This is a genomic window from Chitinophaga caseinilytica (assembly GCF_038396765.1).
GTDB lineage: Bacteria > Bacteroidota > Bacteroidia > Chitinophagales > Chitinophagaceae > Chitinophaga > Chitinophaga caseinilytica.
Genome location: NZ_CP150096.1, coordinates 4,685,879 through 4,712,039 on the forward strand (window position 1 = coordinate 4,685,879; position 26,161 = coordinate 4,712,039).

Here is a 26,161-nt window from a genome sequence, read left to right on the forward strand (position 1 = left end):
CCGGTGCCCCAAAACCGAATGTAACACAGCGTACCCCAAAATGTAAAGCCCAAAAGTGAATCGCCATGAGTTACCTATTGATCGGCAACATCTCTGCGTTGATCTGTGAGGAGTGCATGGAACCCCTGGCCGACGCGCGCATCAGGATTTACCTGCCCGAAGGCCCGCACGACCCCGAAGTTCTGGCCCGCGGTATCTTCAAAGATCTGCGACAGATCCCCGGCACCCAGGTGAGGGCCAAGGCAGAACGCCTCCTCGCCGAAGCCGACCTCGACAGCAAAGGGAACTTCTGCCTGTCCTGGGACGAGAGCCACCTGTTCACCGAACCGCTGGAGCTCGACATAACCCTCAACAGCGTGCCCGGCGCACGCAACGCACGAGAAGGAAGTGCACAGTACCATCTGAGCACATTCGTACCCCATTGGAAAAGAGACCGCGACAAGTTCCTCGCCGCATTCGCGTACGTGGTACCTGCCGCAAAATGGTCTAACATCCGCCGAGACTTCGGCGCATGGGCCGTAGCCGGGACCGTCCGCCATGCAGACACCGGTGAAGCCCTGCGGACCGTAAGGGTCGAAGCCTATAACGCCCTCAACGATAAACTGCTGGGCCGTGGCTACACCAACGAGCAGGGAAGGTATCAACTCTACTTCTCCCGCGAAATGCTCTCCGGAAGCCGCATGATGCAGATTATCCGCGAAGGCAGATATGGGATCTCCGACTCGCCCGACGTCTACTTCAAAGTCTTCGACCGCGGCCAGACCGTGCTCGAGGAAGACGGTGCAAAAGCCCGGCAACCCGGCCGGCGGCGGATCGCCCACTGCTCACGGCAGAACCTGAACGCCAGGCCTGCAACCCAACCCCGAAAAACCGGCTCCTTCTCCGGATGGATCAATGGATTCATCTCCGGGAAAGTCCGCAGTCAGAATAAGGACAAATATGTCATGTACTAATCTGCCAATGTTGGAAAGCCCCAAATACGACAACAGCTACCTGAATTCAGCCAAGCCTCTAAGGGTAGCTGTTTTTTCCCTTTCTGACATCATAGACAAGTCCCTATAGCTCCAAACCCGGTCTGGTCCCAGGACCGCCGGGCGTTGACCTAACGCCTCGCTTCGATTTTTACCACAAACAAGTTTGAGAAACATTACCGGTTGAATGCCGGATGGAACTGCACGAGCATATCGCGGAGGTATTCGCGGTTGAGATGGGTATAGATTTCGGTAGTGGTAATGCTTTCGTGGCCCAGCATTTCCTGGACAGACACCAGGTCGGCCCCGGCTTCCACGAGGTGCGTGGCGAAAGAATGCCGGAAAGTATGGGGCGAAATATTCTTCTTGATGTTCGCCAAAGCGGCCAGCTCCTTGATGATAAGGAACACCATCACCCGCGTAAGGCCCTTGCCCCGGCGGTTCAGGAACAAGATGTCTTCATGCCCCCGCGCAATGTCGATCCGGCTCCGGAAATCCTTCCTATATATATTAATATGCTCGACCGTGGAATCGCCGATGGGGATCAACCGCTCCTTGTCGCCCTTTCCCGTCACCCGGATAAACCCTTCCTGGAAATACAACTGGGAAAGCCGGAGCCCCACCGCCTCGCTCACCCGCAAGCCACAGGCATACATCGTTTCCAGCAGGGCGATGTTGCGTTGCACGAGATGCTCGTCGTTCGGGATTTTCTGCCCGGTTTCAGGGTCTAATTTGTATTGGCCCGACTTCGGGTCTTTTTTGAACCCCACATGCTCCGGCACCTGGGCGATCATGGCGTCGATCTCCTGCACACTGAGGAAATCGGGCAGCTTGCGGGGCGTTTTGGGCGCCTCCAGCAACTGCGACGGGTCGTGCGGGACCATATCCTCCAGCAACAGGTACCGGAAAAACGTACGGATACCCGAGATCATCCGCGCCTGGCTGGTTGCCGTCATCCCCAGCTCCGCCACCCAGCGGACGCATCCCTCCAGTTCTTCCAGCGAAATGGCCTCCGGCCCCACAGGCTTGCCCGCCTGCAGGAGGTACCGCGTCAGGATTTTCACGTCCCGTTCATATGCCTCGATCGTATGCGCCGATAAAGAACGCTCCATCCGCAGATGAACTTTGAACCCGTTGATCGATGCTTCCCACATAAACGTAAAAATACCGCAATGCCCCGAAACTATTTATTTACATTAATATTTTTAATCATTTAAGCATTAGTATTGGACAAATCGACTTTAAACCCTTACTTGTTTGAAAAAATTCAACAAATTCGTTTGAATGTTTAGAAATAAACAAAGAAAAAATACATTCTTTTACTACTTTTATACCCGCTGAATTTTAGCATTAATGTTAAATTGATTGTCTGAATACCACAGTTATGTCTGATTCATCGCTCAAAAGGATACACAAGCTGTTAGTGGCCAACCGCGGCGAGATCGCCGTTCGGATTTTAAGGGCAGCATCGGAATTACGGATCAGAACCGTAGCGATCTTTACTTATGAAGACCGTTATTCCCTCCACCGTTACAAGGCTGACGAAGCCTACCAGATCGGGAAGGACGATGATCCGCTGAAGCCTTACCTCGACGTGGAAGCGATCATCCACATGGCGAAGAGCCAGGGGGTAGACGCCATCCATCCCGGATACGGCTTCCTGAGTGAAAACGTGACCTTCGCCCGCCGATGCCGCGAGGAAGGGATCATTTTCGTAGGGCCCGATCCGGAAGTCATGGCCCAGTTGGGCGACAAGGTAGCCGCCAAAACTTTGGCGCGCCGTGTGAACGTGCCCCTGATCGAAGACAGCCAGGTGAAGCTGGAAAACGTGGAAACCGTCAGGAAGGAAGCCCTTCGCATAGGCCTCCCCGTTATCCTCAAGGCTGCGGCCGGCGGCGGCGGGCGCGGTATGCGCGTGGTGCGCGACGAAAGCCAGCTGGAACGCTCTTTCCTCGAAGCCCGCAGCGAAGCCGGCAAAGCTTTCGGGGACGACACCATCTTCATCGAAAAGTTCATCGAAGAGCCCAAGCACATCGAAGTACAGCTGATGGGCGACAATTACGGCAACATCGTGCATCTCTATGAACGCGATTGCTCCGTGCAGCGCCGTTTCCAGAAAGTGGTGGAAATCGCTCCCTCGCCGAACCTCCCCGTGGAAACCCGCGAAGAAGTATATAAATATGCCCTCGCGCTCGCCCGCGAAGTGAAATACAATAACGTAGGCACCGTAGAATTCCTCGTAGACCGGCAGAACAAGGTCTACTTCATCGAAGTGAACCCCCGCATCCAGGTGGAGCACACGGTGACGGAAGAAGTGACCGGGATCGACATCGTGCGCTCCCAGATCCTCATCGCCAAAGGCCACCAACTGTCTGACCCCGAGATCTTCCTCAAAAGCCAGGACGACGTGCGCCTCAACGGTTTCGCCATCCAGTGCCGCGTAACCACGGAAGATCCGGAAAACAATTTCACCCCCGATTACGGCACCGTGATCGCCTATCGCAACGCCGGCGGCTTCGGTATCCGGCTCGACGAGGGCAGTGCCTATTCCGGTGTGAAGATTTCTCCCTTCTTCGATTCCATGCTGGTGAAAGTGACGGCATCGGGCCGCACGCTTTCCGGCGCCGCCGGCAGGCTGCACCGCACGCTGAAGGAGTTCCGCATCCGCGGCGTGAAAACCAATATCCGCTTCCTCGAAAACGTAATCACCCACGATATTTTCCGTAAAGGAAACTGTACGGTTGGCTTTATCGACCAGCACCCCGAGCTTTTCAAACTGTCGCCCATCCGCGACCGTGCCACGAAAACGCTCATGTACCTGGCAGACGTGACGGTAAACGGGCATGTAGACGTCAAAGGCAAGCATGATGGCCGCAAGTTCCGGGTACCGCACGTGCCTTCCTTCGACCCGCTGGCGCCGGTGCCCGAAGGCACGCGCAACAAGTTGCTCACCATGGGCCGCGAGGAATTCACCAAATGGCTCCGCAACGAAAAGCCCGTCTATTTCACTGACACCACCTACCGCGATGCGCACCAGAGCCTGCTGGCCACCCGCGTGCGCACCAACGATATCCTCGCCGTGGCGGAAGGGTATGCCCGCAACAACCCGCAGCTCTTCTCCATGGAGGTCTGGGGCGGCGCTACCTTCGATGTGGCCATGCGGTTCCTGCACGAATGCCCCTGGCGGAGGCTGCAGCTCATGCGCCAGGCCATGCCCAACGTGCTGCTCCAGATGCTGTTCCGCGGCTCCAACGCAGTAGGGTACTCCGCTTACCCGGAAAACCTCATCGCCAAATTCATCGAAAAAGCAGCGGAAAACGGGATCGACATCTTCCGCATCTTCGATTCCCTCAACGATATCGAGGCCATGACACCCTCCATCGGGTTCGTGCGCAACAATACGACCTCCCTGGCACAGGCCGCCATCAGCTACACCGGCGATATCCTGCACAAGGACAATAAAAAATATACGCTCGATTATTACGTTTCCCTCGCCAAACGCCTGGAAGACGCCGGCGCGCACATGCTCTGCATCAAGGACATGGCCGGTCTCCTCAAGCCGCAGGCCGCCACCGTGCTCGTTGGCGCCCTGAAAGACGCGGTGAAGCTCCCGATCGTACTCCATACCCACGACACCGCCTCCGTTCAGGCCGCCACCTACCTGAAAGCCATCGAAGCCGGCGTAAATGCCGTGGATTGCGCCATCGCCTCCCTGAGCGGGCTCACTTCACAGCCCAACCTCAACGCCATGGCCGCCATTCTCGAAGGCCACGAGAGAAGCCAGTTCATGAACCTGCCGTCCCTCAACGAATACAGCAACTACTGGGAAGACGTCCGCGAATACTATTATCCCTTCGAATCGGATATGAAAGCCGGTACCGCGCAGGTTTACCAAAACGAAATCCCCGGCGGCCAATACTCCAACCTCCGCCAACAGGCCGAATCCCTCGGGCTGGGCGATAAACTGGAGATCATCAAGCACAATTACGCCGTGGTGAACGACCTGTTCGGCGACATCGTGAAAGTGACCCCCAGCTCCAAAGTAGTGGGCGATATGGCACTGTTCATGACCGCCAACGGACTTACCGCCGCCGATGTGCTCGACGAATCCCGCAACCTGGCGTTCCCCGCCAGCGTACAGGGCTTCTTCAAAGGCGAGATCGGACAGCCTTACCAGGGCTTCCCCGAGAAAATGCAAAAGATCGTGCTGAAAGGGCAGGAGCCCCTGAAAGGCAAACCCAACGCACATCTTGCACCCGTCGATTTCGATAAGGACTTTGCCGCTTTCCAGCTGAAATACCCCCTGGCCGAATTCCTCGACTACCTCAGCTACCACATGTTCCCGAAAGTGTTCGAAGAATACTATCAGCATGCGCAGGTTTATGGTAACGTGGAAGCCATCCCCACACCCGCTTTCTTCTACGGGCTGAAACTGGGTGAGGAAATCCTCATCACGCTGGGCAAGGGCAAGACCATCATCGTAAAACTGCTCTACGTACTGCCGGCCGACGAAAGCGGCATGCGTACCGTAGTGTTCGAACTGAACGGTTACGCCCGCCGCGTGCAGGTGCGCGACCGCTCCGTGAAGAGCGAAGTGCCGGCCAATAAAAAGGTCAGCAATCCCGACCAGGAAGTGGGCGCACCGCTGCAGGGCAAACTGTCGAAAATACTGGTGAAAACCGGAGACACTATCGGCGCCAACACCCCGCTGTTCATCATCGAAGCCATGAAAATGGAAACAACGGTGACGGCCACACGCGAATCGAAAGTGAAATCCATCCTTCTCCGCGAAGGCACCATGGTTCAGCAAGACGACCTGGTGGTGGAACTCGAATAATTTTGATTTTTAAGATTGGTTATAGGCCTCCCGGGAACGGGGGGCCTTTTTTGTCAGTTTCCTTTCACCTGTCCCGATCGACGCTTACCCGCCATCATCCCGCATTTGAAACGGAACGGCATGGCAGCGCCGGGGCTTATGGCTACTTTTGGGGCGATTTTGATAATGCAAGAGAAAACTTCAACCGACCCCCCAATGCATCTCCCCATGAAAAGGACCATCTGCTTCTTATCCGCATGCACCTTATATTTCGCCATCTCGTGCAGCAAACCCGCGAAAACGGATGGCCCCGGCGAGCCCGGCGGCCCGGGAAACCCCGGCAATCCCAATCCCCCCGCCCAGGAACAACCCGCCGGCGAAGGGGTAAAAGCCGACGCAGGCACGCCAGACGGCACCCCGAAAGCGGAAAAAATCATCGGTGCCGCAGGCGGTAACCTGACCAGCAACGACGGGAAAGTGAAAGTCACCATCCCCGCAGGTGCCCTCAGCGCCAACCAAACCATCGGCATCCAGCGCATCAGCAACACCAATCCGTTGGGAACGGAACACGCTTACCGCATTACGCCGCACGGCCAGCGGTTCACCAAACCCGTGGAGCTGGCTTTCCAGTACGATAACGCCCTGCTCGACGGTACCCCGCCGCACGGCATGGGCATCGCTTACCAGGACGATAAAGGCATGTGGGTAGCCTTGCCGGCGGAAGTCAACACCACCGCCAAAACCATTACCGTAGCCACCACGCATTTTTCTGACTGGGACGTGTTCAGGGGCATGTCTATCGCCGCCACCATGAAAAAAGTGCCCGCCTCGCTCACCACCCTGATTATGGTTTTTGATGACAACAACCTGCTGGCGCCGCTCGTGCCGAAAAACGGCAGGTACATTCCCAAAGACAAAAATCTGGCGGATGACGAATACCTCGTCGGCTGGACCAAAAACGGTGCCGGCACACTCAACGGCGCAGGTTCCCAGGCATATTACACCGCACCGAACGAAGCACTGGGGCCTCCCCAGAACCCGGCCACCATTACCGCGGAATACCGCCCGCCATCTGGAGGCGTTTATATGCTGGCCATCGAGATCACGACGGAGAAAGGATTCCTCGACATCCGGATCAACGACGGCGCGTGGATCAAACTGGAACCGGTGAACGCCACGCTGATCGACGGGCTGTGGTCTGTCAGTACCCACCAGGTCCCGAACAGCCAGAAAGGAATCACCTTTTTCTGGCGCGGCGGAAAAGGCTCACACAACTTTGACCTGACTTCCAACATCGTATTGGCCCACGACGGTGTCACCGGTTACGCATCCAGCTACACACCGCCGAACGGCAATGAGGTAATACCCAGTCCGGGTGCTATAACCATTACGGACCTCGGGGAGAAAGACTTCTTCGTAGATGGAACGTTCGTTGCCTACAAGGCGGGCGTGCAGAGCGACAACAGCAAAACCGTAAAGCTGGAAGGCCGGTTTCGGGTGGTCAAAAGATGGTAATAACAGATTGACAACTGTAGATCAGGAAAAAGGCCCTGCCATTCAGGCAAGGCCCTTTCTCATATACGGACTGCTGCTAAAAGGGGAATATAGTGATCCTGTCCAATACGGGTCGGTCAACAGGAAAGGAGAGTAAAAGCCCTGCGAAAATACATCCGCCGGCCATCCCGGCCTACCGTATTAATACGCGATTTCAATAAAAAAGGCGGTACCGTGGTACCGCCTTTCGTTCGTTATTCCGGAGACCGGATTAGAACTTCTCCAGGCCGGAGAAGAAGAAATTGCCTTCGATAGCCGCGTTTTCGTCGGAATCGGAGCCGTGAACGGCGTTACGGCCGATAGACTCAGCGTAGATTTTGCGGATGGTGCCTTCCTCAGCCTGGGCCGGGTTGGTAGCACCGATCAGTTTGCGGAAATCTTCCACTGCGTTCTCTTTTTCGAGGATCGCTGCCACGATGTGGCCGCTGCTCATGAACTCAACCAGCTCGCCGTAGAAGGGGCGCTCTTTGTGCACAGCGTAGAATTCGCCGGCTTTCTCAGCGGAAAGACGGGTCAGTTTCATTGCGGTAATGCGGAAGCCTGCAGCGCAGATCTTGTCCAGAATGCCGCCGATGTGCCCGTTGGCCACAGCGTCGGGCTTGATCATGGTGAAAGTTTTGTTGCTCATATTGGTATTTGGTCGTTATACGTGAGAAAATGCCTTTTTGCGCCGCAAAAGTAATCACATTTTGTTTACCCGTAAAAAATTTTGAAATTCTGGCGCAATTGGTGAACTTCGCACTTCATTTGCTTAAACGAAAACGACCCGCTTTACGGCGGTAGCAACCTTTAAAAATCACACTGTTTACGGAATGAAGCCGATCGAGGATATCAAGCCACTGCTGGAAAGCCCCAAGAAGGTGGTCATCACCATGCATCAAAAACCGGATGCCGACGCTATGGGCTCTTCCCTGGCCATGTATCACTACCTGCGGCGTAAGGGTCACGACGTGACGGTAATTTCTCCCACCAACTTTCCCGACTTCCTGAAATGGATGCCCGGATGCGACCAGGTGCTGGATTTCGAGTCGCAGAACGATAAGGCCCTCAAAGCCATCGACGGCACCGAGATCCTTTTCTGCCTGGATTTCAACGCCATGAGCCGCACCCGCAACATGGAACCGGTTCTGGAAAAGCTGCAAAGCGTGAAAGTCCTCATAGACCATCACCTGGAGCCCCAGCCCGTATTCGACTTCGGTGTGAGCGACACTACCGCCGCCTCCACCGCCCAGCTCGTGTACGAGATCATCTACCGTTTGGGAGATGAACATTATATCGATAACGACATCGCCCAGTGCATCTACGCCGGCACCATGACCGATACGGGATCTTTCCGCTTCGCGTCTACCAGCGCCCGGGTACACCGCATGGTGGCCGATTTGCTGGAACGGGGGCTCGAACATGAGTACATCCACCAGGCCATTTATGATAATTTCCTCGAAAACCGCCTCCGGTTCATCGGCCATAGCCTCCTGAACCGTATGGAAGTCTTCTACGAAACAAATACCGCCATCATGGCGATCCCCTACAGCGACCTGAAACGGTTCGATCTGCAGACGGGAGACACGGAAGGACTGGTAAATTTCCTTTTATCCATCCAAGGCATTAAATTAGCGGCGCTGATCATCGACCGGAATTCCGAAGTGAAGCTGTCTTTCCGTTCCAAAGGCAACTTTGACGTAAACACCTTCGCCCGGAAATACTTCGAAGGCGGCGGCCATTTCAACGCCGCCGGCGGCAGAAGTGCCGATTCGCTCGATCGCACCGTTCAACGCTTCATCCGTGCCATGCACGAAAACGAAGATATTTTGCAATAATATAGTCCGGACGGCACCCGGTAAGGGTTTCGGCCACAACACACGTTTTATAAACTCAATCGTAAAGATGAAAACAAACAATCTGTTACTTGTTGCGCTGGGAGGTCTTGCTCTGGCCAGCTGCGGTAAAAGCGGCCCGAGAAAAACCCCGGGTGGCATCGAGTTCATCGTTCCTAAAGAAGGTAAGGGTGACAAACTGAAAGAAGGCGATACCATCGTAGTTCACTTCTCTTCTTACCTGAACGACTCCCTCATGATGTCGTCCCGCGAGCAGGCACCCACCGGTATGCCGCTGGTACTGCAGAAAACCCAGAACAAGTATGACCTCATGGACGGCTTCGCGATGCTGACCGAAGGCGACAGCGCCGTGTTCCTGCTGCCTGTGGATTCCATGCCGCAAATGCCTCCCATGGCTAAAAAAGGCGACGTAATGAAAGTTGCGTTCGTGGTGGAAACCAAGTACTCTTCTGCCAAACAAAACCAGAAAGACGAAAAGGAAATCGCTGAATACATCAAGAAGAACAACCTGAACACCCGCAAGTCTCCCAAAGGCGTTTACATCGCCGAGACGGTTGTTGGTACTGGCGTACAAGCCAAAGCCGGCGACGAAGTGAGCGTGAACTACACCGGTAAACTGCTTGACGGTACCAAGTTCGATTCCAATACCGACAGCACCCTGCGCCCCGGCATGCCGCTGGAGCCCCTGAAATTCAACGTAGGCGAAGGCCGCGTGATTCCGGGATGGGACGATGCGCTGGCCCAGCTGAAAGTGGGTTCCAAAGCCACCATCGTAATCCCGTCTTCCCTGGCTTACGGCCTGAACGGCTCCGGCCCCTTCATCAAGCCGAACAGCATCCTGGTGTTCGACGTGGAACTGCTCGACGTGAAACCCGCCGCTGCAGCACCCGTTGCTCCCGTAGCTCCGGCTCCCTCCAAATAAGCAACAGCAATAGATTGCAGATATCGAAAGCCCGGCCATCGCGCCGGGCTTTCTTATTATTATCAAACAAAAGGCCTTGTCCATTTGCTGAACAAGGCCTATACATAAGCGTTACTATTCAAAGAAATTTCCCACGAACCCTCACATCCGGGACCATACAAACATCCATCTTCCCGAACCAGCGGTATCGGTTCCGCGCGATCCAGTCGTACACCGCATCCCTCAGGAACCGCGGTACGATGTTGAACGCCCACAGCAGGTTCCAGGGAAACCCCAGCCCGCGGGCCACCCGCAAAGCCGCCGAGCTCTTCACCCAGGATTTCCCGTCGCGTATCAGGACGAAAGAATCCGTTTCCCCGGCGTCGATCCCATGCGTCTGCAAAAGCGACCGACCTGCATCCGACTGCAAAGGCGCAAACCGGAACCGGTCGGCCCGGTCGTGGCGGATCACGAAATTCACGCTGCCATTACAAAAACGGCAGACGCCGTCGAACAATATGACGGCCTTGTCGTGCATTAGTGGATCCCGGTATAGTTATGCGGCGTGATCGCTTTCAGCTCCTTTTTCAGGGCGGCAGTGATCTTCAGTCCGTCGATAAATTTGTGCATCGTTTTCTGCGTGATCTGTTCCCCGCCGCGCGTGAGCTCTTTCAGCGCTTCGTAAGGCTGGGGGTAGTTTTCGCGGCGCAGCACGGTCTGAATGGCTTCGGCCACCACCGCCCAGTTGTGCTCCAGGTCGTCGTGCAGCTTGGCCGCGTTGAGGATGAGCTTGTTCAGCCCTTTGTCGAGGCTCTTCAGCGCCAGGAGGCTATGCGCGAAGGGAACGCCGATGTTGCGGAGAACGGTGGAATCCGTCAGGTCGCGCTGCAGGCGCGAAATGGGCAGCTTGGCCGCCAGGTGCTCGAACAGCGCGTTGGCGATGCCCAGGTTGCCTTCGGCGTTCTCGAAATCGATGGGGTTCACTTTATGCGGCATGGCAGAGGAGCCGACTTCGTTCTTCTTGATCTTCTGCTTGAAGTAATCCATCGAAATGTACGTCCATACATCGCGGGAGAAGTCTACCAGGATGTTGTTCACGCGTTTCAGCGTATCGAACTGGGCCGCGATATTGTCGTAATGCTCGATCTGCGTTGTATACTGCATACGCTGCAGGCCGAGGATGTTGTTCACGAATTTATTCCCGAATTTCTCCCAGTTTACCGCCGGAAACGCTACGTGGTGGGCGTTGAAGTTGCCGGTAGCACCACCGAATTTAGCGGCGAAGGGGATTTCTCCGAGCAGTTTCACCTGGCCTTCCAGGCGCTCCACGAACACCTGGATCTCTTTACCGAGAATGGTGGGGGAAGCGGGCTGGCCGTGGGTGCGGGCGAGCATGGGAACGGCTTTCCAGTCTTTGGCCAGCTTTTTCAGGTGGATGATGAGGTTGGAGATGGAAGGGAGGTATACATGCTCGATGGCCTCTTTCCAGAGCAGGGGCGTGGCCGTGTTGTTCACATCCTGGGAAGTGAGTCCGAAATGCACCCATTCCAGCTTGTCTTCCAACCCGAGGCGCTTCAATTCGTTCTTCAGGAAGTATTCTACCGCCTTTACGTCGTGGTTCGTCACTTTTTCGGTGTCTTTCACCAGCTGGGCCTGTTCCACGGTGAAATCGCGGTAAACGGCGCGCAGGGCGGGAAGCTTGGCTTTGGGAAGGGTGAACAGCTTCTGTTCGGACAGGGCGATGAAGTATTCCACCTCCACCTGTACACGGTACCGGATCAACGCAAATTCGGAAAAATAAGGGGCCAGTTCTTCGAGCTGACCTCTGTAACGCCCGTCTACCGGGGAAATAGCAGTTAAAGCTTGTAATTGCATCATGTTAATATTATCCTGTCAATAAAGCCCCCGGTTATCCCAAAGCAGGTAATTACGGGAATTACTTTAATTTAGCAGGCTCAAAATTACAGAAATTGGAACGGAAAGTAAAAGTAGCAGCAGTGAGTTATCTGAATACGAAGCCTTTATTATACGGATTCAGGGAACACCCGGTACTGCGGAACATGGAACTGACGGTGGATTACCCGGCAAAAATAGCCGGTGAACTGGTGGATGGAACGGTGGACGTAGGGCTCGTTCCGGTAGCGATCATCCCGAAAATGAAGGAATCGCACATTATTTCCGATTTCTGCATCGGCGCGGAAGGCCCGGTAGCGTCTGTCTGCCTCTTCAGCGAAGTGCCCCTGCAGGATATCAAAAGAATTTACCTCGATTACCAGAGCCGCACCTCCGTGGCGCTCCTGAAAGTGCTCGTGCGCGAATACTGGCGCCTGAACGTGGAATTCGTGGAAACCACGGGCGATTACCAGCACCTCATCACCGGAACGGACGCCGCCCTCGTCATCGGCGACCGCGCCCTGTCCCAGCGGCTGATCTCCTCGTTCATCTACGACCTGGCCGAGCACTGGATCCGCTTCACCAGCCTGCCTTTCGTGTTCGCAGCCTGGATCAGCAACAAACCGCTGGATATCAAGTTCATCCAGCAGTTCAACGACGCCAACGCCATCGGCCTCAACAATATCCCCGCCGTGGTGGGTGAAAACACGTATGGCGCTTACGATCTGACCGTCTATTACACCAAAAACATCAGCTACCGACTCACGCCCAGCAAACGCCAGGGTTTATCGCGTTTTTTGAGCTATCTGCAATAATCCCGCAGGATTTGCTTAAATTAGAATAGAAGCAAATCTGTTCGGTATGAAGATCGCCATCCTCGGGTCCGGCGACGTAGGCCTGACGCTGGCCGCCGCTTTCTCAGAGCGCGGCCACGCCGTGATGATCGGGACCCGGCACACGCAAAAGGAAGGTTTGCAGGATTGGCTCAAAGCCCATCCCGCCGCCCAATCAGGCACATACTCGGAAACCGCCGCCTTCGGGGACGTTATCGTGCTTTGCACGGGGTGGACAGGCACCAAATCTGCCATCGAAATGGCCGGTATCTGGAATTTCAAGAAAAAGATCGTGATCGACGTGACCAACCCGCTGGACGGGAAAGGCCCCGACGCGGCCGGGCGCCTGCACCTGGCCACCGGCCACGCTAAATCGGGCGGGGAGCAGGTGCAGTCCTGGCTGCAGGACGCGCACGTCGTCAAAGCCCTCAATACCATCGGCAACACCCGGATGGTGGCGCCCTCGTACGCAGACGGTACCCCGGCCATGTTCATCGCCGGTAACGACGATCTGGCCAAGCTCGCCGTTACCGACATTCTTGGCCAGCTGGGATGGAAAGACGTTGTGGACGTGGGAGAAATCCCCATGAGCCGGCACCTCGAATCCATGTGTGTGGTCTGGTGCGCATACGGCTTCCGGAAAGGTAGCTGGGACCATGCCTTCGCCCTCCTCCGGAAATAACCTTACTTCAGCTCCGCTTTCGTATGCTTCCGGAACGCCCGGATGGCCAGCATGGCGCCCAACAGCGTGAGAATGGCCGCCATGAGGAAGGGGGCAGACGGGAGATGGACCAGCGCGCCTTCCTGCGTGCTGAAGTGGAAAAGGCCCGTCATCAGCAACGGCCCCACGATGTTCGTCAAACTGATCAGACTGGTAAACGTGCCCTGCAGCTCGCCCTGCTCGTTGGCAGGCACCTGGTTGGAGACCACGCCCTGCAGGCTGGGCCCGAAAATCCCGCCCAGGCCGTACAGGCCCAGAATGGGGAACATCATCCACCCCTCCGTTGCCAGCGCGAACAGCAGGAAAGAAACCCCGTAAATCAGGAGCCCGATATACACCGCCCGGTGGTAGCCAAGCTTCGGCAGCACAATGCGGATCAGCCCACCCTGCACGATGATGAGCATCAATCCCGCGAAAGAAAGCGAATACCCCACCATCGTTTCCGTCCATTTAAACACGAACATGGTATAATACGTCCAGTTGCTCTGGATGGCGTGAATAGCCGTGTAAATCAGCGCCACGGAGCCCAGCAGCGGATAAATGTACCGGTACCGCTTCATCTGCCGCAGCCCGCCCCAGGGGTTGGCGCGCGACCAGTCGAACGGCCGCCGGTTCTCCGGTTTCAGCGATTCGGGGAGAATGAAATAGCCGTAGAGCGCATTGAGGAGCGAAAGCCCCGCCGTTAAGAAAAACGGCGCCCGCAGCCCCCAGGCATGGCTCACCAGCCCGCCGATCACCGGCCCGAGCATGAACCCGATACCGACGGCCATGCCCAGCAAACCAAAGTTCTGCGCGCGCTTTTCCGGCGTGCTGACGTCGGCGATGTAGGCGGATGCGGCCGTCATGCTGGCGCCGGTGATCCCGATGAAAATCCGGCCTACGAACAGCCAGAAGATCGTGGGCGCATAGGCGAGGAACAGGTAATCGATGCCCATGCCGGCCATAGACAGCAGCAGTACCGGCCGGCGGCCGTATTTATCGGACAGGCCGCCGAGGATGGGGGCGAAGAAGAATTGCATGAAGGCGTAGGCGAAAGTGAGCCATCCGCCGTACCAGGCAGCATCGCTTTCGTTGCCGCCGATCAGTTGTTCGATCAGTTTGGGTACCACGGGCATGATGATCCCGAAGCCGATAAAGTCGATAAGTAACGTAATGAAAATGAAGGTCAATGGCCCCGAGAATCGCCGCATTTTGTGGTAAAATTTGCGCAAAACTACAGGAATCGGGCTACGAATGCGCTTTTAAATGACATATGGTATTCGTGGAATGATGTTTGCCCGATATCGGGTATAACAACATTGTTCCACTTTAAAATCCAATATTATGATACGCTGGGCAGTTATTTTCCTCATCATCGCCATTGTGGCGGCCATATTCGGGTTCGGCGGCATCGCGGCGGGCGCCGTGGGCATCGCCAAGATCCTTTTCTTTATATTCCTGGTATTGTTCCTGATATCCCTCATCACCGGGCTTATCCGCCGGTAGGGTCAGTTTTCCTGCATGGAGATCAGCTGGATGGCATCGGGACAGGCGGCGAAGGCGTCTCTGAGGCGCTCGCCGTGGGTATCGGTGATGAAAACCTGCCCGTAATCGGGCCGGAGCACCAGTTGAATGAGCCGGGAAACCCGCTCCTGGTCCAGCTTTTCGAACACATCGTCGAGCAGCAGGATGGGAGGGAAGCACTTGTGCGCACGGATCGCCTCGTATTGTGCCAGCTTGAGCGCGAACAGAAAGCTCTTGCGCTGGCCCTGCGAGGCGCTCGTTTTCATGGGATGCTCGTCGAGCAGGAACAGCAGATCGTCGCGATGGATGCCCTGGGTCGTCCGCTGCACCTGCTTGTCCCGCAACCTGGACTGCGCCAGGAGCGTGGCCAGCGGCTGTTCCAGCAACTGGCTCTGGTAGCGGAAGGCCACGGTTTCGTGGCTGCCGGCGAGGTAATCGTACCGTTCCTGGACCTGGTCGATGAACGCGGGAAGGAATGCCTTCCTGGCTTCGAACACGGGCGTGGCGTGCTGTACGAGCTGTTCGTCGAAGATATCGAGCAGGGGATCGGGGCTCTGGACCATGGAGGCCATGGATTTGAGCAGGGAATTCCGTTGCTGGAGGATTTTATGGTAGGCGAGGAGATGATCGAGGTAACCGGGCACGAGCTGGGAAAGCAACCCGTCGAGCCACTTGCGGCGGTCTTCGCTGCCGCCGAGGATGATCTCCGCATCGTCCGGCGCGATCATGACGGCCGGGAAGTGGCCGATATGGCGGGAGAAGCGGTCGTACGGCTCATCGTTGAGCGCGATGTCCTTTTTCCCGTCTTTGACGGTGCAGACGATCTTTTCGGGTTGGTCGTGGCGGATGAGGGACGCTTCCAGCCGGAAACCGTTCATGGTGTACTGGACGTTCTGGCTTTCGATGGAGCTGAAATAGCTTTTGGTGAAGCACAGATAATATATGGCGTCGAGCAGGTTGGTTTTGCCCGAACCGTTCCTGCCGGTGATGCCGACGATGCGGGAACTGAACCGGAAGGTGCGGTGCGAATAATTCTTGAATTGCGTGAGCGCTATGGAGGATATCGTCAACAAGCTATGCGAATGGTTTGAACTGTCGGAATGCCGTCTGCCGCAAGGCGTTAAGACATCCTTCTGCAAAATTGCTTGAATTTGCAGATTTTCCTGTTATATTTGCGAACAAATTTAGAAATAGTGCAAACTTTAACAGACGTGAAAACGAAATTCACCAAAGAGACATATCTGTACTGGTACGAATTGATGCTGTTACTGCGTCGCTTCGAGGAGAAGTCAGGGCAATTATACGGAATGCAGAAGATACGCGGTTTCTGTCACCTGTACATTGGTCAGGAGGCGATTGCGGCAGGCGCTATGACGGCCACGAAACCCGGCGATAAATTCATTACGGCATATCGCGACCACGCTTTGGCGATCGCGAAGGGTATTTCGGCGAAGGCCTGCATGGCCGAGCTGTACGGTAAAGCAACCGGTTGCTCGAAAGGCAAAGGCGGATCGATGCACTTTTTCTCCAAGGAACACGGATTTTTCGGCGGTCACGGTATCGTGGGCGCACAAATCGGCACCGGCGCAGGCCTGGCATTCGCCGAGCAATACCTGGGCACCGATAACGTAGTGCTCGCATTCTTCGGTGACGGCGCCGCCCGCCAGGGTATGCTGCACGAAACCTTTAACATGGCGATGCTGTGGAAACTTCCCGTAATTTTCATTTGCGAGAACAACCACTACGCCATGGGCACTTCCGTTGAACGTACCTCTAACGTACTCGATATCTACAAACTGGCAGACGCTTACGAAATGCCTGCCGATTCCATCGACGGCATGAGCTGCGAAGCCGTTCACGAAGGCATCGCCCGCGCGGTGGCCCGCGGCCGTGAAGGCGGTGGACCGACCCTGCTGGAAATCAAAACCTACCGCTACCGCGGCCACTCCATGTCCGACCCGGCTAAATACCGCACAAAGGAAGAAGTGGAAGAATACAAACAGCGCGACCCCCTCACCATCGTGGAAGAAACGCTGCTGAAAAACAAATGGGCTACCGAAGCCGACATCGAAGCCATCGCAGAAAGAGTTAAACAGGAAGTGGAAGAATCCGTTCAATTCGCGGAAGAAAGCCCCTGGCCGTCTGACGACGAGCTGCTGAAAGATGTTTACATCCAGGAAGACTATCCGTTCATCGTCGACTAAATCCATCCCTGTCTACCTATTATAGTTCATTATGCAAACAACCATGGCAGAAAATAAAAACACCAAACAGCCCGAAAAGGCGGTGAAAAACCAGGACTTCGACCTGCAGGCATCTGCAGACAGGGCTTCTGATTTCTACAGCAAGAACAAGAACGTCATCAACATCGCACTGCTGGCATTCGTGCTGGGCTTCGGCGGATACTTTGCCTACAAGCGTTTCGTGAAAGCCCCGGCAGAAGAGAAAGCACAGGTAGCCATCTTCCAGGCGCAGAACTTCTTCGCGGCCGACTCACTGAGCAAAGCGCTCAACGGTGACGGTAACAACTACGGTTTCCTCCAGGTGATCGATAAATACGGCAGCACCAAAGCCGGCAACCTCGCCCGTTACTATGCAGGCGTTTGCCACGTTCGCCTCGGTGAATTCCAGAAAGGGATCGACCAGCTGAAACAATTCTCCAGCACCGACATCGTGATCTCTTCCATCGCAAACGGCCTCATTGGGGACGCTTACATGGAACTGAACAACGCTGCAGACGCCGTTAGCTTCTACAAAAAAGCAGGCGCATCCGATAACGAGATCACTTCGCCCATGTACCTCATGCGCGCAGGCCTGGCCCTCGAAAAAGCCAACAAGCCCGATGAAGCGATCGCCGTTTACCAACAAATCAAACAAAAATACCCCCGCACCAACGAAGGCCGTGAAATGGAGAAATACCTGGCAAGATTGGGCGTGGTGAAATAATCCGGGAAATGTCCGTACACAATCAGACTTTACTCAACAACACTGGCATTCTTCAACTGGAGGGTGCCAGTGTTGTTATTGTATCTACAGAATGGAACGATTTCGTCACCAACGAACTGGTGGCGGGTGCAGAACGTACGCTCACCGAGCAGAAAGTAAACTTCAGCACCTACATCGTGCCGGGTTCCTTTGAGCTGCCGTTCGCCTGCAAACAAATCTGGGAACAAACCCGCGGCACCGGCGCCCAACCGTCTGCCATCATCGCCTTCGGATGCGTCATCCGCGGAGAAACCCCGCACTTCGATTACGTGTGCAAGGCCGTGACCGACGGAATCCTCGAACTGAACCTCGAGCTTCCCATCCCCGTGATCTTCGGCGTGCTCACCGTTAACACCGTAGAACAAGCCACAGACCGCCTCGGCGGCGCTCACGGCCATAAAGGGGAAGAAGGCGCGCTCACCGCCCTCAAGATGATCGGATTTCAACGTCAACTGGCAAAAAGTGCCCGATAATAGCGAAGTTAACAGCAGCTTGAATTGTTTGCAGCCCTTAACTTTGTCTGCTCATTACCCAAACTGATAACACCAGCATGAACGTACATCTTTTCATACCGTGCTTCGTAGACCAGCTCTTTCCTGAAACCGCCTTCAACATGGTGAAAGTCCTGGAAAAACTCGGCTGCACCGTGCATTACAATACCGATCAAACCTGCTGCGGCCAACCCGCCTTCAACGCAGGGTACCAGGATGAATGCCGGAGCGTGGCCACCAAGTTCCTCAAAGACTTTCACGTGTACGACTATATCGTGGCGCCCAGCGGGTCCTGCACCGGTTTCGTACGGAATTATTACGGCAAACTGTTCGATAATTCCGCCGCACATAACGACGTAAAACTCCTCCGCAAAAACCTCTACGAATTCACCGAATTCCTCGTAGACGTGCTCGGCGTAACCGACATCGGCGCCACCCTCGAAGGCGTCGGCACCTATCACGATGCCTGCGGCGCCCTGCGCGAATGCGGCATCAAGGAAGGCCCGCGCAAACTTCTGGCCAACGTGAAAGGTCTCGAACTGCGCGAGATGAACGAACCGGAAACCTGCTGCGGGTTCGGCGGCACCTTTGCCGTGAAATTCAAACCCATATCCCTGGGAATGGGCGAACAGAAAGTGCATAACTCCACAGACACCGGTGCGGATTACCTCATCTCCACCGACCTTAGCTGCCTCATGCACCTCGACGGATACATCCGTAAACACGGACAAAACATTAAAATCATGCACATCGCGGACGTACTGGCCAGTGGCTGGTAACCCGCGCCCATAAAGCGATTCGGAATGCAATATTGGTTAGTGAAATCGGAACCGTTCAAATATTCCTGGGACCAATTCGTGAAAGACAAGCAGACGTTCTGGGACGGCGTGCGCAACTACGCCGCGCGCAACAACCTCCGCTCCATGAAAAAAGGCGACCAGGTGTTGTGGTACCACAGCAACGAAGGGCTCGAGATCGTCGGCATCGCCAAAGTGGTGAAAGAATCCTACCAGGACCCCACCACGCCCGATCCCGCCTGGCTCGCGGTAGACCTCGCACCGGTGAAGAAGCTCAAAAAGCCCGTCACCCTCGCGCAGATTAAGGCTGAAAAAAGCCTCGCGAACATGGACCTCATACGGCTCGGCCGCCTATCGGTCGGAACGGTGAAACCCGAAGAATTCGAAAAAATCATGGAAATGGCAGGCATGTAAGCCTGTCATTTCTTATTAAACCCAAAAGATATGAAACCCAAACTGGTCGTGCTTTCCGGCGCAGGCATCAGCGCCGAGAGCGGTCTCCGCACCTTCCGCGATTCCGACGGCCTGTGGGAAGGGCACGACGTCTACGAAGTGGCCTCGCCCACCGGCTGGCAGAACAATCCCTCCCTCGTCCAGGAGTTTTACAACCTGCGCCGAAAAGACGTGCTGGCCGCCATGCCCAACGCCGCGCACAGCGGACTGGCACAGCTGGAGCAGTGGTACGATGTAAGGGTGATCACCCAGAACATCGACGACCTGCACGAGCGCGGCGGCTCCACCCGCGTGCTGCACCTGCACGGCGAAATCCTCAAAATGCGCAGCGTGCATGATGAAACCACGCTGTACGAGATCCGGGAAGACATTCAAATGGGGCAGCTGGCGCCCGACGGCGGACAGTTCCGGCCGCACGTAGTGTGGTTCGGGGAAGATGTAAGCATGATACAACCGGCGGTGCTGGAGATCGTGCAGGCAGATGTGTTCGTGCTGATCGGCACCTCGCTGAACGTGTACCCCGCGGCGGGGCTGGTGAATTATCTGCGGGCGGATGTGCCGCGGTACATCATCGACAAAAAAATCCCGCCGGTGAGCGATTCCCATAGCTGGACGCTGATCGAAAAACCGGCGACAGAAGGAGTGGAGGAGCTGCTGGCTTTGCTGCAACCCTAAAAAAATAGCCGTCCCGGTACTACCGGGACGGCCCATACTTTCACTTGTTCAACTTCCTCTTCTAGGAGTAGTCATAGGAAAAATGACTTGGGTCCCGGGATGAAAGCGGCTGAATCTTCGGCCAATGTGCAATGTGTTTTTCCTCAATCGAAAGTTTCTTCGAACCTGATATCGAATTCCTCCAGTTCACGGAGGACGGGATTGTAGATGTCTGGCATAACGGGAATCTGCAGGCCTGTGAGGCTTACCTGGCCGGAGAGGACCAGTTTGGCCAGGATGCCGAGGGGCAGCCCTACCGTTTTTGCCATGGCGGTGCGCAGGTTATCTTCTCCCTGCACGATCATGTAACTTGATAATTTAGTGCTCATGTTGCGCCGCTCGAACTCGATCTCGTGCAACATAACGATCATGTCTTTATCGGATGGCTCCATTCTCAGGCGGGCTTCGAGTACATGCTGCAAAACGCCCGCGTTGGTCTGTTCCCCTAAGTTAATCAAATCTCCGTTCAAAATGCCCAAAAATTTCAGCTGGCGGATCAGTTTGCTTTTGCTGCTGACGCCGAGGAACTGGGCCACGTTCTCTTCCGGGCTGAGCTGATCGTCTGCCGTCACGTTCTGCATGGCCCATGCGGAATAGGCCAGCTTGTCGGTCGGGCGTTTCTTCTTATCGTCGGTAAGTCCCAGCCGGACCACCGCGTTCCAGCCTTCGCAGAAATCGGGGTAGCGGAGGGTGGCGCGCATGAAGGTGGGCACGTTGGAGAGGTTGTAGATATCGGTGTAGTTGAGGGAATCGCGGTTGGGATACCAGGCGAGCTTGCCGAGGCCGGGCACCTGGATGGTCTTGGACTGGTCGAACAGGTGCTCGTATTCCACTTCCTTCACCTTGCCCTTTTCGCGGTAAATAGCGCCGGAAGCGCCCGCCAGCACGATGTTCCGTGCGTTCCACGAGATCTTGTACTGCCAGGGGTTGTCGTTGCTTTCGGGGGAGATGAGCCCGCCGCAGTAGGAGCGGAAGCAGGAGATCTGGCCGCCTTTCTTTTCGATCGACTGGATGAGTTTCATGGCAGACATATGATCGATCCCGGGGTCGAGGCCCATTTCATACATGAATAGCAGGCCGGCCTGTTCGATTTCCTTTTCCAGTTTGCGGATTTCCGGGTCGATGTACGACGCGGTGAGGAGGTTCTTTCCGAATTGCAGGCAGTCGCGCGCCACCGTGATGTGCAGGGCGGGCGGGAGCAGGGAAATGACGAGGTCGGTTTCCCGGACGAGGGGTTGGCGGACCGATGCGTCTTTCACATCGATCGCCGCTGCTGTGGCGTAATACGACTTTCCGATCTTGGATTTGATCAGCATGAGGTCGTTGTCCACAACGGTGATATGCCATTTTTGCCGGGGCGCATTGGCCAGCAGGTAATCGATCAGTACGGTCGCTGACTTGCCGGCGCCAAACAATAGAACATGCTTCATAAGAGACTCAGGTGGTTAAAACTACCAAACGAAAACAATAATTTCCGGCGAATGTTCAGATAACCGCTGTTTTCCAGAACATTCGAACAATTGCTTACGCTCGATTATAAGGGCTGATTTTCATAGGGTTATAAACAAATTGCTTGCCAATTTGTGATCGGCTGGTATATATCAATTTTAAGATATATAGAACATTTACCGGAGATGACGCGAAAGTAGGAATATTCCCCCATTTTTATTCACAAATAGCCCCCAAAGCGCCGGAATCCGGCCTGAAATCATTATATTTGCTCTTTATTTAAGGATACGGAAAAACCTGTAAACCAATAACATAATGATAGATAACACGGACAATCAAAACAATCAAAAGGAAGGTAGAATTGTTCCGATCAACATTGAGGAGCAGATGAAGACGGCGTACATCGATTATTCGATGTCCGTGATCGTAGGCCGCGCGTTGCCGGACGTAAGAGATGGTTTCAAGCCTGTTCACCGCCGCGTACTGTTCGGCATGCACGAGCTGGGGAACACGCACAACAAGCCTTACAAGAAATCTGCCCGTGTTGTTGGGGACGTAATGGGTAAATATCACCCGCATGGTGACGCTTCCGTGTACGATACCATGGTACGTATGGCCCAGCCCTGGTCGCTCCGCTACATGTTGATCGACGGGCAGGGTAACTTCGGATCGATCGACGGCGACATGCCTGCGGCCATGCGTTATACCGAGGTGCGCCTGCAGAAGATCGCTGAAGCGATGCTGGAAGACCTCGAAAAAGACACCGTGGATTTCACGTTCAACTTCGATGACACCCTCGAAGAGCCCCTGGTACTGCCTACCCGCATCCCGAACCTGCTCGCCAACGGCGCCAGCGGTATCGCGGTAGGGATGGCCACCAACATCATGCCCCACAACCTGTCCGAACTCGTGGACGGGCTCACGGCCATGATCGAAAACCGTGACATCACTACGGAAGAACTCATCAAGCATATCAAAGCCCCCGACTTCCCGACAGGCGGCATCATATACGGTTTCGAAGGCGTTAAACAGGGCTTCGAGACCGGCCGCGGAAGGGTAGTAGTGCGCGGTAAGATCATGTCCGAAACGGCTAAAACCGGTAAGGAAAAACTCGTGATCTACGAACTGCCTTACCAGGTGAACAAAGCCGTGCTGCACCAGAAAATCGCACAGCTGGTCAACGATAAAGTGATCGAAGGCATCTCCGATGTGCGCGACGAAAGCGACCGCGAAGGCATGCGCCTGGTGATCGACCTCAAGCGCGAAGCGATCCCCAACGTCATCATCAACCAGCTGTACAAATACTCCGAGCTCCAGACTTCTTACGGTATCAACAACGTGGTACTCGTAAAAGGCCGGCCCCGGATCATGAACCTGCGCGACCTCCTGACGGAATTCATCGAGTTCCGCCACGAAGTAGTGACCCGCCGTACGCAGTTCGAACTGCGCGAAGCGGAAAAGAAAGCCCACATCCTCGCGGGTTATCTCATCGCCCTCGACCATCTCGACGAAGTGATCGCCCTCATCCGCAACTCGGCCACCCCCGACGTAGCGCGTGAAGGCCTCATGTCCAGCTTCGGGCTGAGCGAGATCCAGGCGAAAGCCATCCTGGAATTGCGCCTGCAAAGGTTGACAGGCATGGAACGCGACAAAATCCGTGAAGAATACGAAGAGATCATGCAACTCATCGGCAGACTGAAGGAAATCCTCGGGGACGAAGGCCTCCGGATGCAAATCATCAAGACGGAACTGGAAGAAGTGAAAAAGAAATTCGGCGACGAAAGAAAGACCGAAATCCAGTACCTCGCAGCCGAAATGCGCATCGAAGATATCATTGCCGAAGAAGACGTGGTGATCACCATTTCCCACCTGGGTTATATCAAACGTACCTCCGCGTACGACTACCGCCAGCAGAAACGCGGTGGCCGCGGCGCCATGGGCGGCAAAACGCGCGACGAAGACTATATCGAGCACCTGTTCGTAGCGTCTACCCACCACACCATGCTGTTCTTCACCGAAAAAGGCCGCTGCTACTGGCTCAAGGTGTACGAAATCCCCGAAGGTGAGAAATCCGGCAAGGGCCGCGCCATCCAGAACCTCATCACCCTGCCTTCTGACGATAAGATCCGCGCGATCATCGACATTAAGGATTTGGGCGACAAAGATTTCATCAACAGCCACTATATTGTGCTCTGCACCCGCAACGGTATCATCAAGAAAACCTTGCTGGAAGAGTTCAGCCGCCCGCGCACTAATGGCGTGAACGCGATCACGGTGAACGACGGCGACCAGCTGCTGGAAGCTAAGCTGACCAACGGCAACAGCGAGATCATGATGGCTGTGAAGAGCGGCCGCGCCATCCGCTTCCCTGAAAATACCGTGCGCGACACAGGTCGCGGCGCCATCGGGGTAAGGGGCATCGAGGTCGATAACGAGAAAGACGAAGTGGTTGGTATGATTTGTGTTGATAAGGAAGATAAGACGAAAACCGTGCTCGTGGTATCCGAGAAAGGATTCGGCAAACGGACCGATATCGAAGAGTACCGCATCACCAATCGCGGGGGTAAAGGGGTAAAAACTATCAGCATTACCGAAAAGACCGGCTCTCTCATTTCCATCGTGGACGTTACCGAAACGAACGACCTGATGATCACCTGCAAATCCGGCATCACCATCCGTATGGCGGTGGGAGACGTCCGCGAAGCAGGGCGCGCTACACAGGGCGTAAGGCTCATCCGTATGGACGAATCCGACGAAATCGCGGCCGTAGCACGGCTCGACGAGCAGGAGGAAGACGAGATCGTTGAAATCGCCGAAGGCGTGGAAGGCGGTGAAGAAGGCGCAGAAGGTGCTGCAGAAGGTGCCGGATCAGCCGGTGAGGCTGCTGAAGGCGGCGAAGAGGCCGCTGGTGAAGCTGCTCCCGAATCCACTGAAGAGTAAACCATTAACAATTAACGATAATTATTTAAAAACCTGAGCCACATGAAAAAACTATTTGTAACGCTTCTCTTTTGCGGCGCCGGATTTGCAGCCATGGCGCAGAAAGCAAAAGTGAACAGTGCAGATGAATACCTGAAAAGCGACAAAATCGACCAGGCGAAAGCTGATATCGAAGCGGCGCTCGCTCATGAAAAGACCAAGGACGATGCCCGTACCTGGTACGTAAAAGGCAAAATCTACGAAGCCCTTGCTACCAAGAACAAAAGCGCGGCCGACGCGGAAGTTGCTTTCGAAGCTTTCAAAAAAGCCCTCGAAATCAACCCCAAACTCCCGGAAGCCCTCCTGGAAATGAATAACCGCATGTTCAACGTGTACGCCACCATCGGCAACGCCGGCTATGGCAACCTGAACGATCAGAAGTGGGACTCCTCCTTCATCTACTTCAAAAAAGCGGTAGAAGTACGCGACTACTACAACGGTAAAAACCTCGGCGGCTCCATCCCGACAGATACCGCTATGGTATTCTACGCCGGTTACGCCGCACAGCAGGCCGGTAAAAAGGACGACGCTTTCGAACTGCTGAAAAAAGCAGCCGATCTCCAGTTCAAAACCGAACCCGCCCTCTACGTGGTACTGGCTCAGCAATACGAAGAACGAGGCGATAACGCCAACTGGCTCGGCACCATCGAAAAAGCGAAAGGCCTCTTCCCGGCAGACAAACGCTTTAACGACATGGAAATGCTCTACTATTCCAAAACCGGTAAAACGGACGACCTGTTGAGCATGCTCGAGAAAAAAGTGAACGAGAACCCCAGCGATTTCAGCCTCGTGCTGGACTACGCCATCCGTCTCGATAACGTAGCCAACCCCCGCGACGAGAAAGGCAACGATGTGGCGAAACCCGCCAACTACGACGCCCTCATGAACAAAGCGGAAGAAGCTTACAAAAAAGCACTGACCATCAAGGCAGACGACGCTACCGCCAACTTCCAGCTCGGCGCCCTTTACTTCAACCGCGCAGTAGCCAGCAACAAAGAGCTGAACTCCCTGACCAGCAAGGAGCAAACCGGCCCCAAAGCGAAAGAACTGCAAGGTAAAGTACAAGGCCTCATGGACCAGTCGCTCCCGTACTTCGAGAAAGCCGACGCCGGCTTCACCGCCATGGGCAGCAAAATGGAAGCCAGCGACAAACGCACTTTCGAAAGCGCCCTCTACGCACTCCAGAAAATCTACGCGATCAAAAACATGAACGATAAAGTAGAAACCGTGAAAAAGAAACTGGAAGGCCTGAACTAATCAGGTTCC

23 protein-coding genes are annotated in these 26,161 nt (G+C 55.1%); 16 read left to right on the forward strand and 7 right to left on the reverse strand.

The features are described from left to right. Nucleotides 1-65: 65 nt before the first annotated feature. The gene (locus WJU22_RS19315) at nt 66-953 is read left to right on the forward strand and encodes a hypothetical protein (protein WP_341839807.1); all 888 of its coding nucleotides are present in this window, start codon (nt 66-68) and stop codon (nt 951-953) included. 194 nt (nt 954-1,147) lie between these two features. Here the strand turns inward: WJU22_RS19315 and WJU22_RS19320 are convergent, their stop codons facing one another. After that, nucleotides 1,148-2,125 (reverse strand): site-specific tyrosine recombinase, encoded by a 978-nt coding sequence (locus WJU22_RS19320; protein ID WP_341839808.1) that lies wholly within the window; start codon nt 2,123-2,125, stop codon nt 1,148-1,150. A gap of 230 nt (nt 2,126-2,355) precedes the next feature. Here WJU22_RS19320 and WJU22_RS19325 point away from each other — a divergent pair, with 230 nt between their 5' ends. Together WJU22_RS19325 and WJU22_RS19330 are read left to right on the forward strand one after the other, a co-directional pair. Beyond that, nucleotides 2,356-5,808, forward strand: coding sequence for a pyruvate carboxylase (locus WJU22_RS19325; RefSeq protein WP_341839809.1), 3,453 nt, complete (start codon nt 2,356-2,358; stop codon nt 5,806-5,808). Nucleotides 5,809-6,015: 207 nt separating this feature from the next. Next, entirely contained in the window at nt 6,016-7,302 is a 1,287-nt protein-coding gene (locus WJU22_RS19330; protein WP_341839810.1) for a hypothetical protein, read from the forward strand. Nucleotides 7,303-7,552: 250 nt separating this feature from the next. Here the strand turns inward: WJU22_RS19330 and WJU22_RS19335 are convergent, their stop codons facing one another. Beyond that, nucleotides 7,553-7,969, reverse strand: a complete 417-nt coding sequence (locus WJU22_RS19335) for a nucleoside-diphosphate kinase (protein WP_126243805.1) — start codon at nt 7,967-7,969, stop codon at nt 7,553-7,555. A gap of 184 nt (nt 7,970-8,153) precedes the next feature. Here WJU22_RS19335 and WJU22_RS19340 point away from each other — a divergent pair, with 184 nt between their 5' ends. Together WJU22_RS19340 and WJU22_RS19345 are read left to right on the forward strand one after the other, a co-directional pair. After that, nucleotides 8,154-9,158 carry a DHH family phosphoesterase gene (locus tag WJU22_RS19340; RefSeq protein WP_341839811.1) on the forward strand — a complete coding sequence of 335 codons (1,005 nt, stop codon included), beginning with the start codon at nt 8,154-8,156 and terminating at the stop codon, nt 9,156-9,158. Between the two features lie 67 nt (nt 9,159-9,225). Beyond that, nucleotides 9,226-10,098, forward strand: a complete 873-nt coding sequence (locus tag WJU22_RS19345) for an FKBP-type peptidyl-prolyl cis-trans isomerase (protein ID WP_341839812.1) — start codon at nt 9,226-9,228, stop codon at nt 10,096-10,098. Between the two features lie 118 nt (nt 10,099-10,216). Here WJU22_RS19345 and WJU22_RS19350 read toward each other — a convergent pair whose 3' ends face one another. Continuing rightward, complete coding sequence (locus WJU22_RS19350; RefSeq protein WP_341839813.1) at nt 10,217-10,615, reverse strand: thiol-disulfide oxidoreductase DCC family protein; 399 nt, start codon at nt 10,613-10,615, stop codon at nt 10,217-10,219. Further along, nucleotides 10,615-11,952, reverse strand: coding sequence for an adenylosuccinate lyase (purB, locus tag WJU22_RS19355; RefSeq protein ID WP_423738246.1), 1,338 nt, complete (start codon nt 11,950-11,952; stop codon nt 10,615-10,617). The genes WJU22_RS19350 and purB overlap by 1 nt, the downstream gene beginning before the upstream one ends. 95 nt (nt 11,953-12,047) lie before the next feature. Between purB and WJU22_RS19360 the strand changes: the two genes are divergently transcribed. Both WJU22_RS19360 and WJU22_RS19365 read left to right on the forward strand, forming a co-directional pair. Further along, entirely contained in the window at nt 12,048-12,785 is a 738-nt protein-coding gene (locus tag WJU22_RS19360) for a menaquinone biosynthesis protein (protein ID WP_341839815.1), read from the forward strand. A gap of 46 nt (nt 12,786-12,831) precedes the next feature. After that, nucleotides 12,832-13,485 (forward strand): NADPH-dependent F420 reductase, encoded by a 654-nt coding sequence (locus tag WJU22_RS19365; RefSeq protein ID WP_341839816.1) that lies wholly within the window; start codon nt 12,832-12,834, stop codon nt 13,483-13,485. A gap of 2 nt (nt 13,486-13,487) precedes the next feature. On the opposite strand, the gene WJU22_RS19370 is transcribed toward WJU22_RS19365, so the two are convergent. Continuing rightward, complete coding sequence (locus tag WJU22_RS19370; protein WP_341839817.1) at nt 13,488-14,714, reverse strand: TCR/Tet family MFS transporter; 1,227 nt, start codon at nt 14,712-14,714, stop codon at nt 13,488-13,490. Nucleotides 14,715-14,847: 133 nt separating this feature from the next. On the opposite strand from WJU22_RS19370, the gene WJU22_RS19375 reads away from it, so the two are divergent. Continuing rightward, complete coding sequence (locus WJU22_RS19375) at nt 14,848-15,009, forward strand: DUF1328 domain-containing protein (RefSeq protein WP_341839818.1); 162 nt, start codon at nt 14,848-14,850, stop codon at nt 15,007-15,009. 2 nt (nt 15,010-15,011) lie between these two features. Here the strand turns inward: WJU22_RS19375 and recF are convergent, their stop codons facing one another. After that, nucleotides 15,012-16,100, reverse strand: coding sequence for a DNA replication/repair protein RecF (gene recF / locus WJU22_RS19380; protein ID WP_341839819.1), 1,089 nt, complete (start codon nt 16,098-16,100; stop codon nt 15,012-15,014). Between the two features lie 138 nt (nt 16,101-16,238). Here recF and pdhA point away from each other — a divergent pair, with 138 nt between their 5' ends. The 6 genes from pdhA to WJU22_RS19410 all read left to right on the forward strand — a co-directional run bounded on the left by pdhA (nt 16,239) and on the right by WJU22_RS19410 (nt 20,428). After that, on the forward strand, nt 16,239-17,231 hold the full coding sequence (gene pdhA, locus WJU22_RS19385) for a pyruvate dehydrogenase (acetyl-transferring) E1 component subunit alpha (protein ID WP_423738245.1): 993 nt from the start codon (nt 16,239-16,241) through the stop codon (nt 17,229-17,231). A gap of 31 nt (nt 17,232-17,262) precedes the next feature. Then, complete coding sequence (locus WJU22_RS19390; protein ID WP_341839821.1) at nt 17,263-17,973, forward strand: tetratricopeptide repeat protein; 711 nt, start codon at nt 17,263-17,265, stop codon at nt 17,971-17,973. Between the two features lie 8 nt (nt 17,974-17,981). Then, complete coding sequence (gene ribH, locus WJU22_RS19395; RefSeq protein WP_126243815.1) at nt 17,982-18,485, forward strand: 6,7-dimethyl-8-ribityllumazine synthase; 504 nt, start codon at nt 17,982-17,984, stop codon at nt 18,483-18,485. Nucleotides 18,486-18,562: 77 nt separating this feature from the next. Beyond that, nucleotides 18,563-19,282: a (Fe-S)-binding protein gene (locus tag WJU22_RS19400; RefSeq protein ID WP_341839822.1), complete on the forward strand. Its 720-nt coding sequence runs from the start codon at nt 18,563-18,565 to the stop codon at nt 19,280-19,282. Between the two features lie 24 nt (nt 19,283-19,306). Continuing rightward, nucleotides 19,307-19,714, forward strand: a complete 408-nt coding sequence (locus WJU22_RS19405) for an EVE domain-containing protein (protein WP_126243817.1) — start codon at nt 19,307-19,309, stop codon at nt 19,712-19,714. A 30-nt stretch (nt 19,715-19,744) separates the two neighbouring features. Further along, nucleotides 19,745-20,428 (forward strand): SIR2 family NAD-dependent protein deacylase, encoded by a 684-nt coding sequence (locus tag WJU22_RS19410; RefSeq protein WP_341839823.1) that lies wholly within the window; start codon nt 19,745-19,747, stop codon nt 20,426-20,428. Nucleotides 20,429-20,571: 143 nt separating this feature from the next. Here WJU22_RS19410 and WJU22_RS19415 read toward each other — a convergent pair whose 3' ends face one another. Next, complete coding sequence (locus WJU22_RS19415; RefSeq protein ID WP_341839824.1) at nt 20,572-21,897, reverse strand: saccharopine dehydrogenase C-terminal domain-containing protein; 1,326 nt, start codon at nt 21,895-21,897, stop codon at nt 20,572-20,574. 334 nt (nt 21,898-22,231) lie between these two features. Between WJU22_RS19415 and gyrA the strand changes: the two genes are divergently transcribed. Beyond that, nucleotides 22,232-24,856 carry a DNA gyrase subunit A gene (gene gyrA / locus WJU22_RS19420; RefSeq protein ID WP_341839825.1) on the forward strand — a complete coding sequence of 875 codons (2,625 nt, stop codon included), beginning with the start codon at nt 22,232-22,234 and terminating at the stop codon, nt 24,854-24,856. Between the two features lie 42 nt (nt 24,857-24,898). Further along, nucleotides 24,899-26,152 (forward strand): hypothetical protein, encoded by a 1,254-nt coding sequence (locus tag WJU22_RS19425; RefSeq protein WP_341839826.1) that lies wholly within the window; start codon nt 24,899-24,901, stop codon nt 26,150-26,152. The last annotated feature ends 9 nt before the right edge of the window (nt 26,153-26,161 follow it).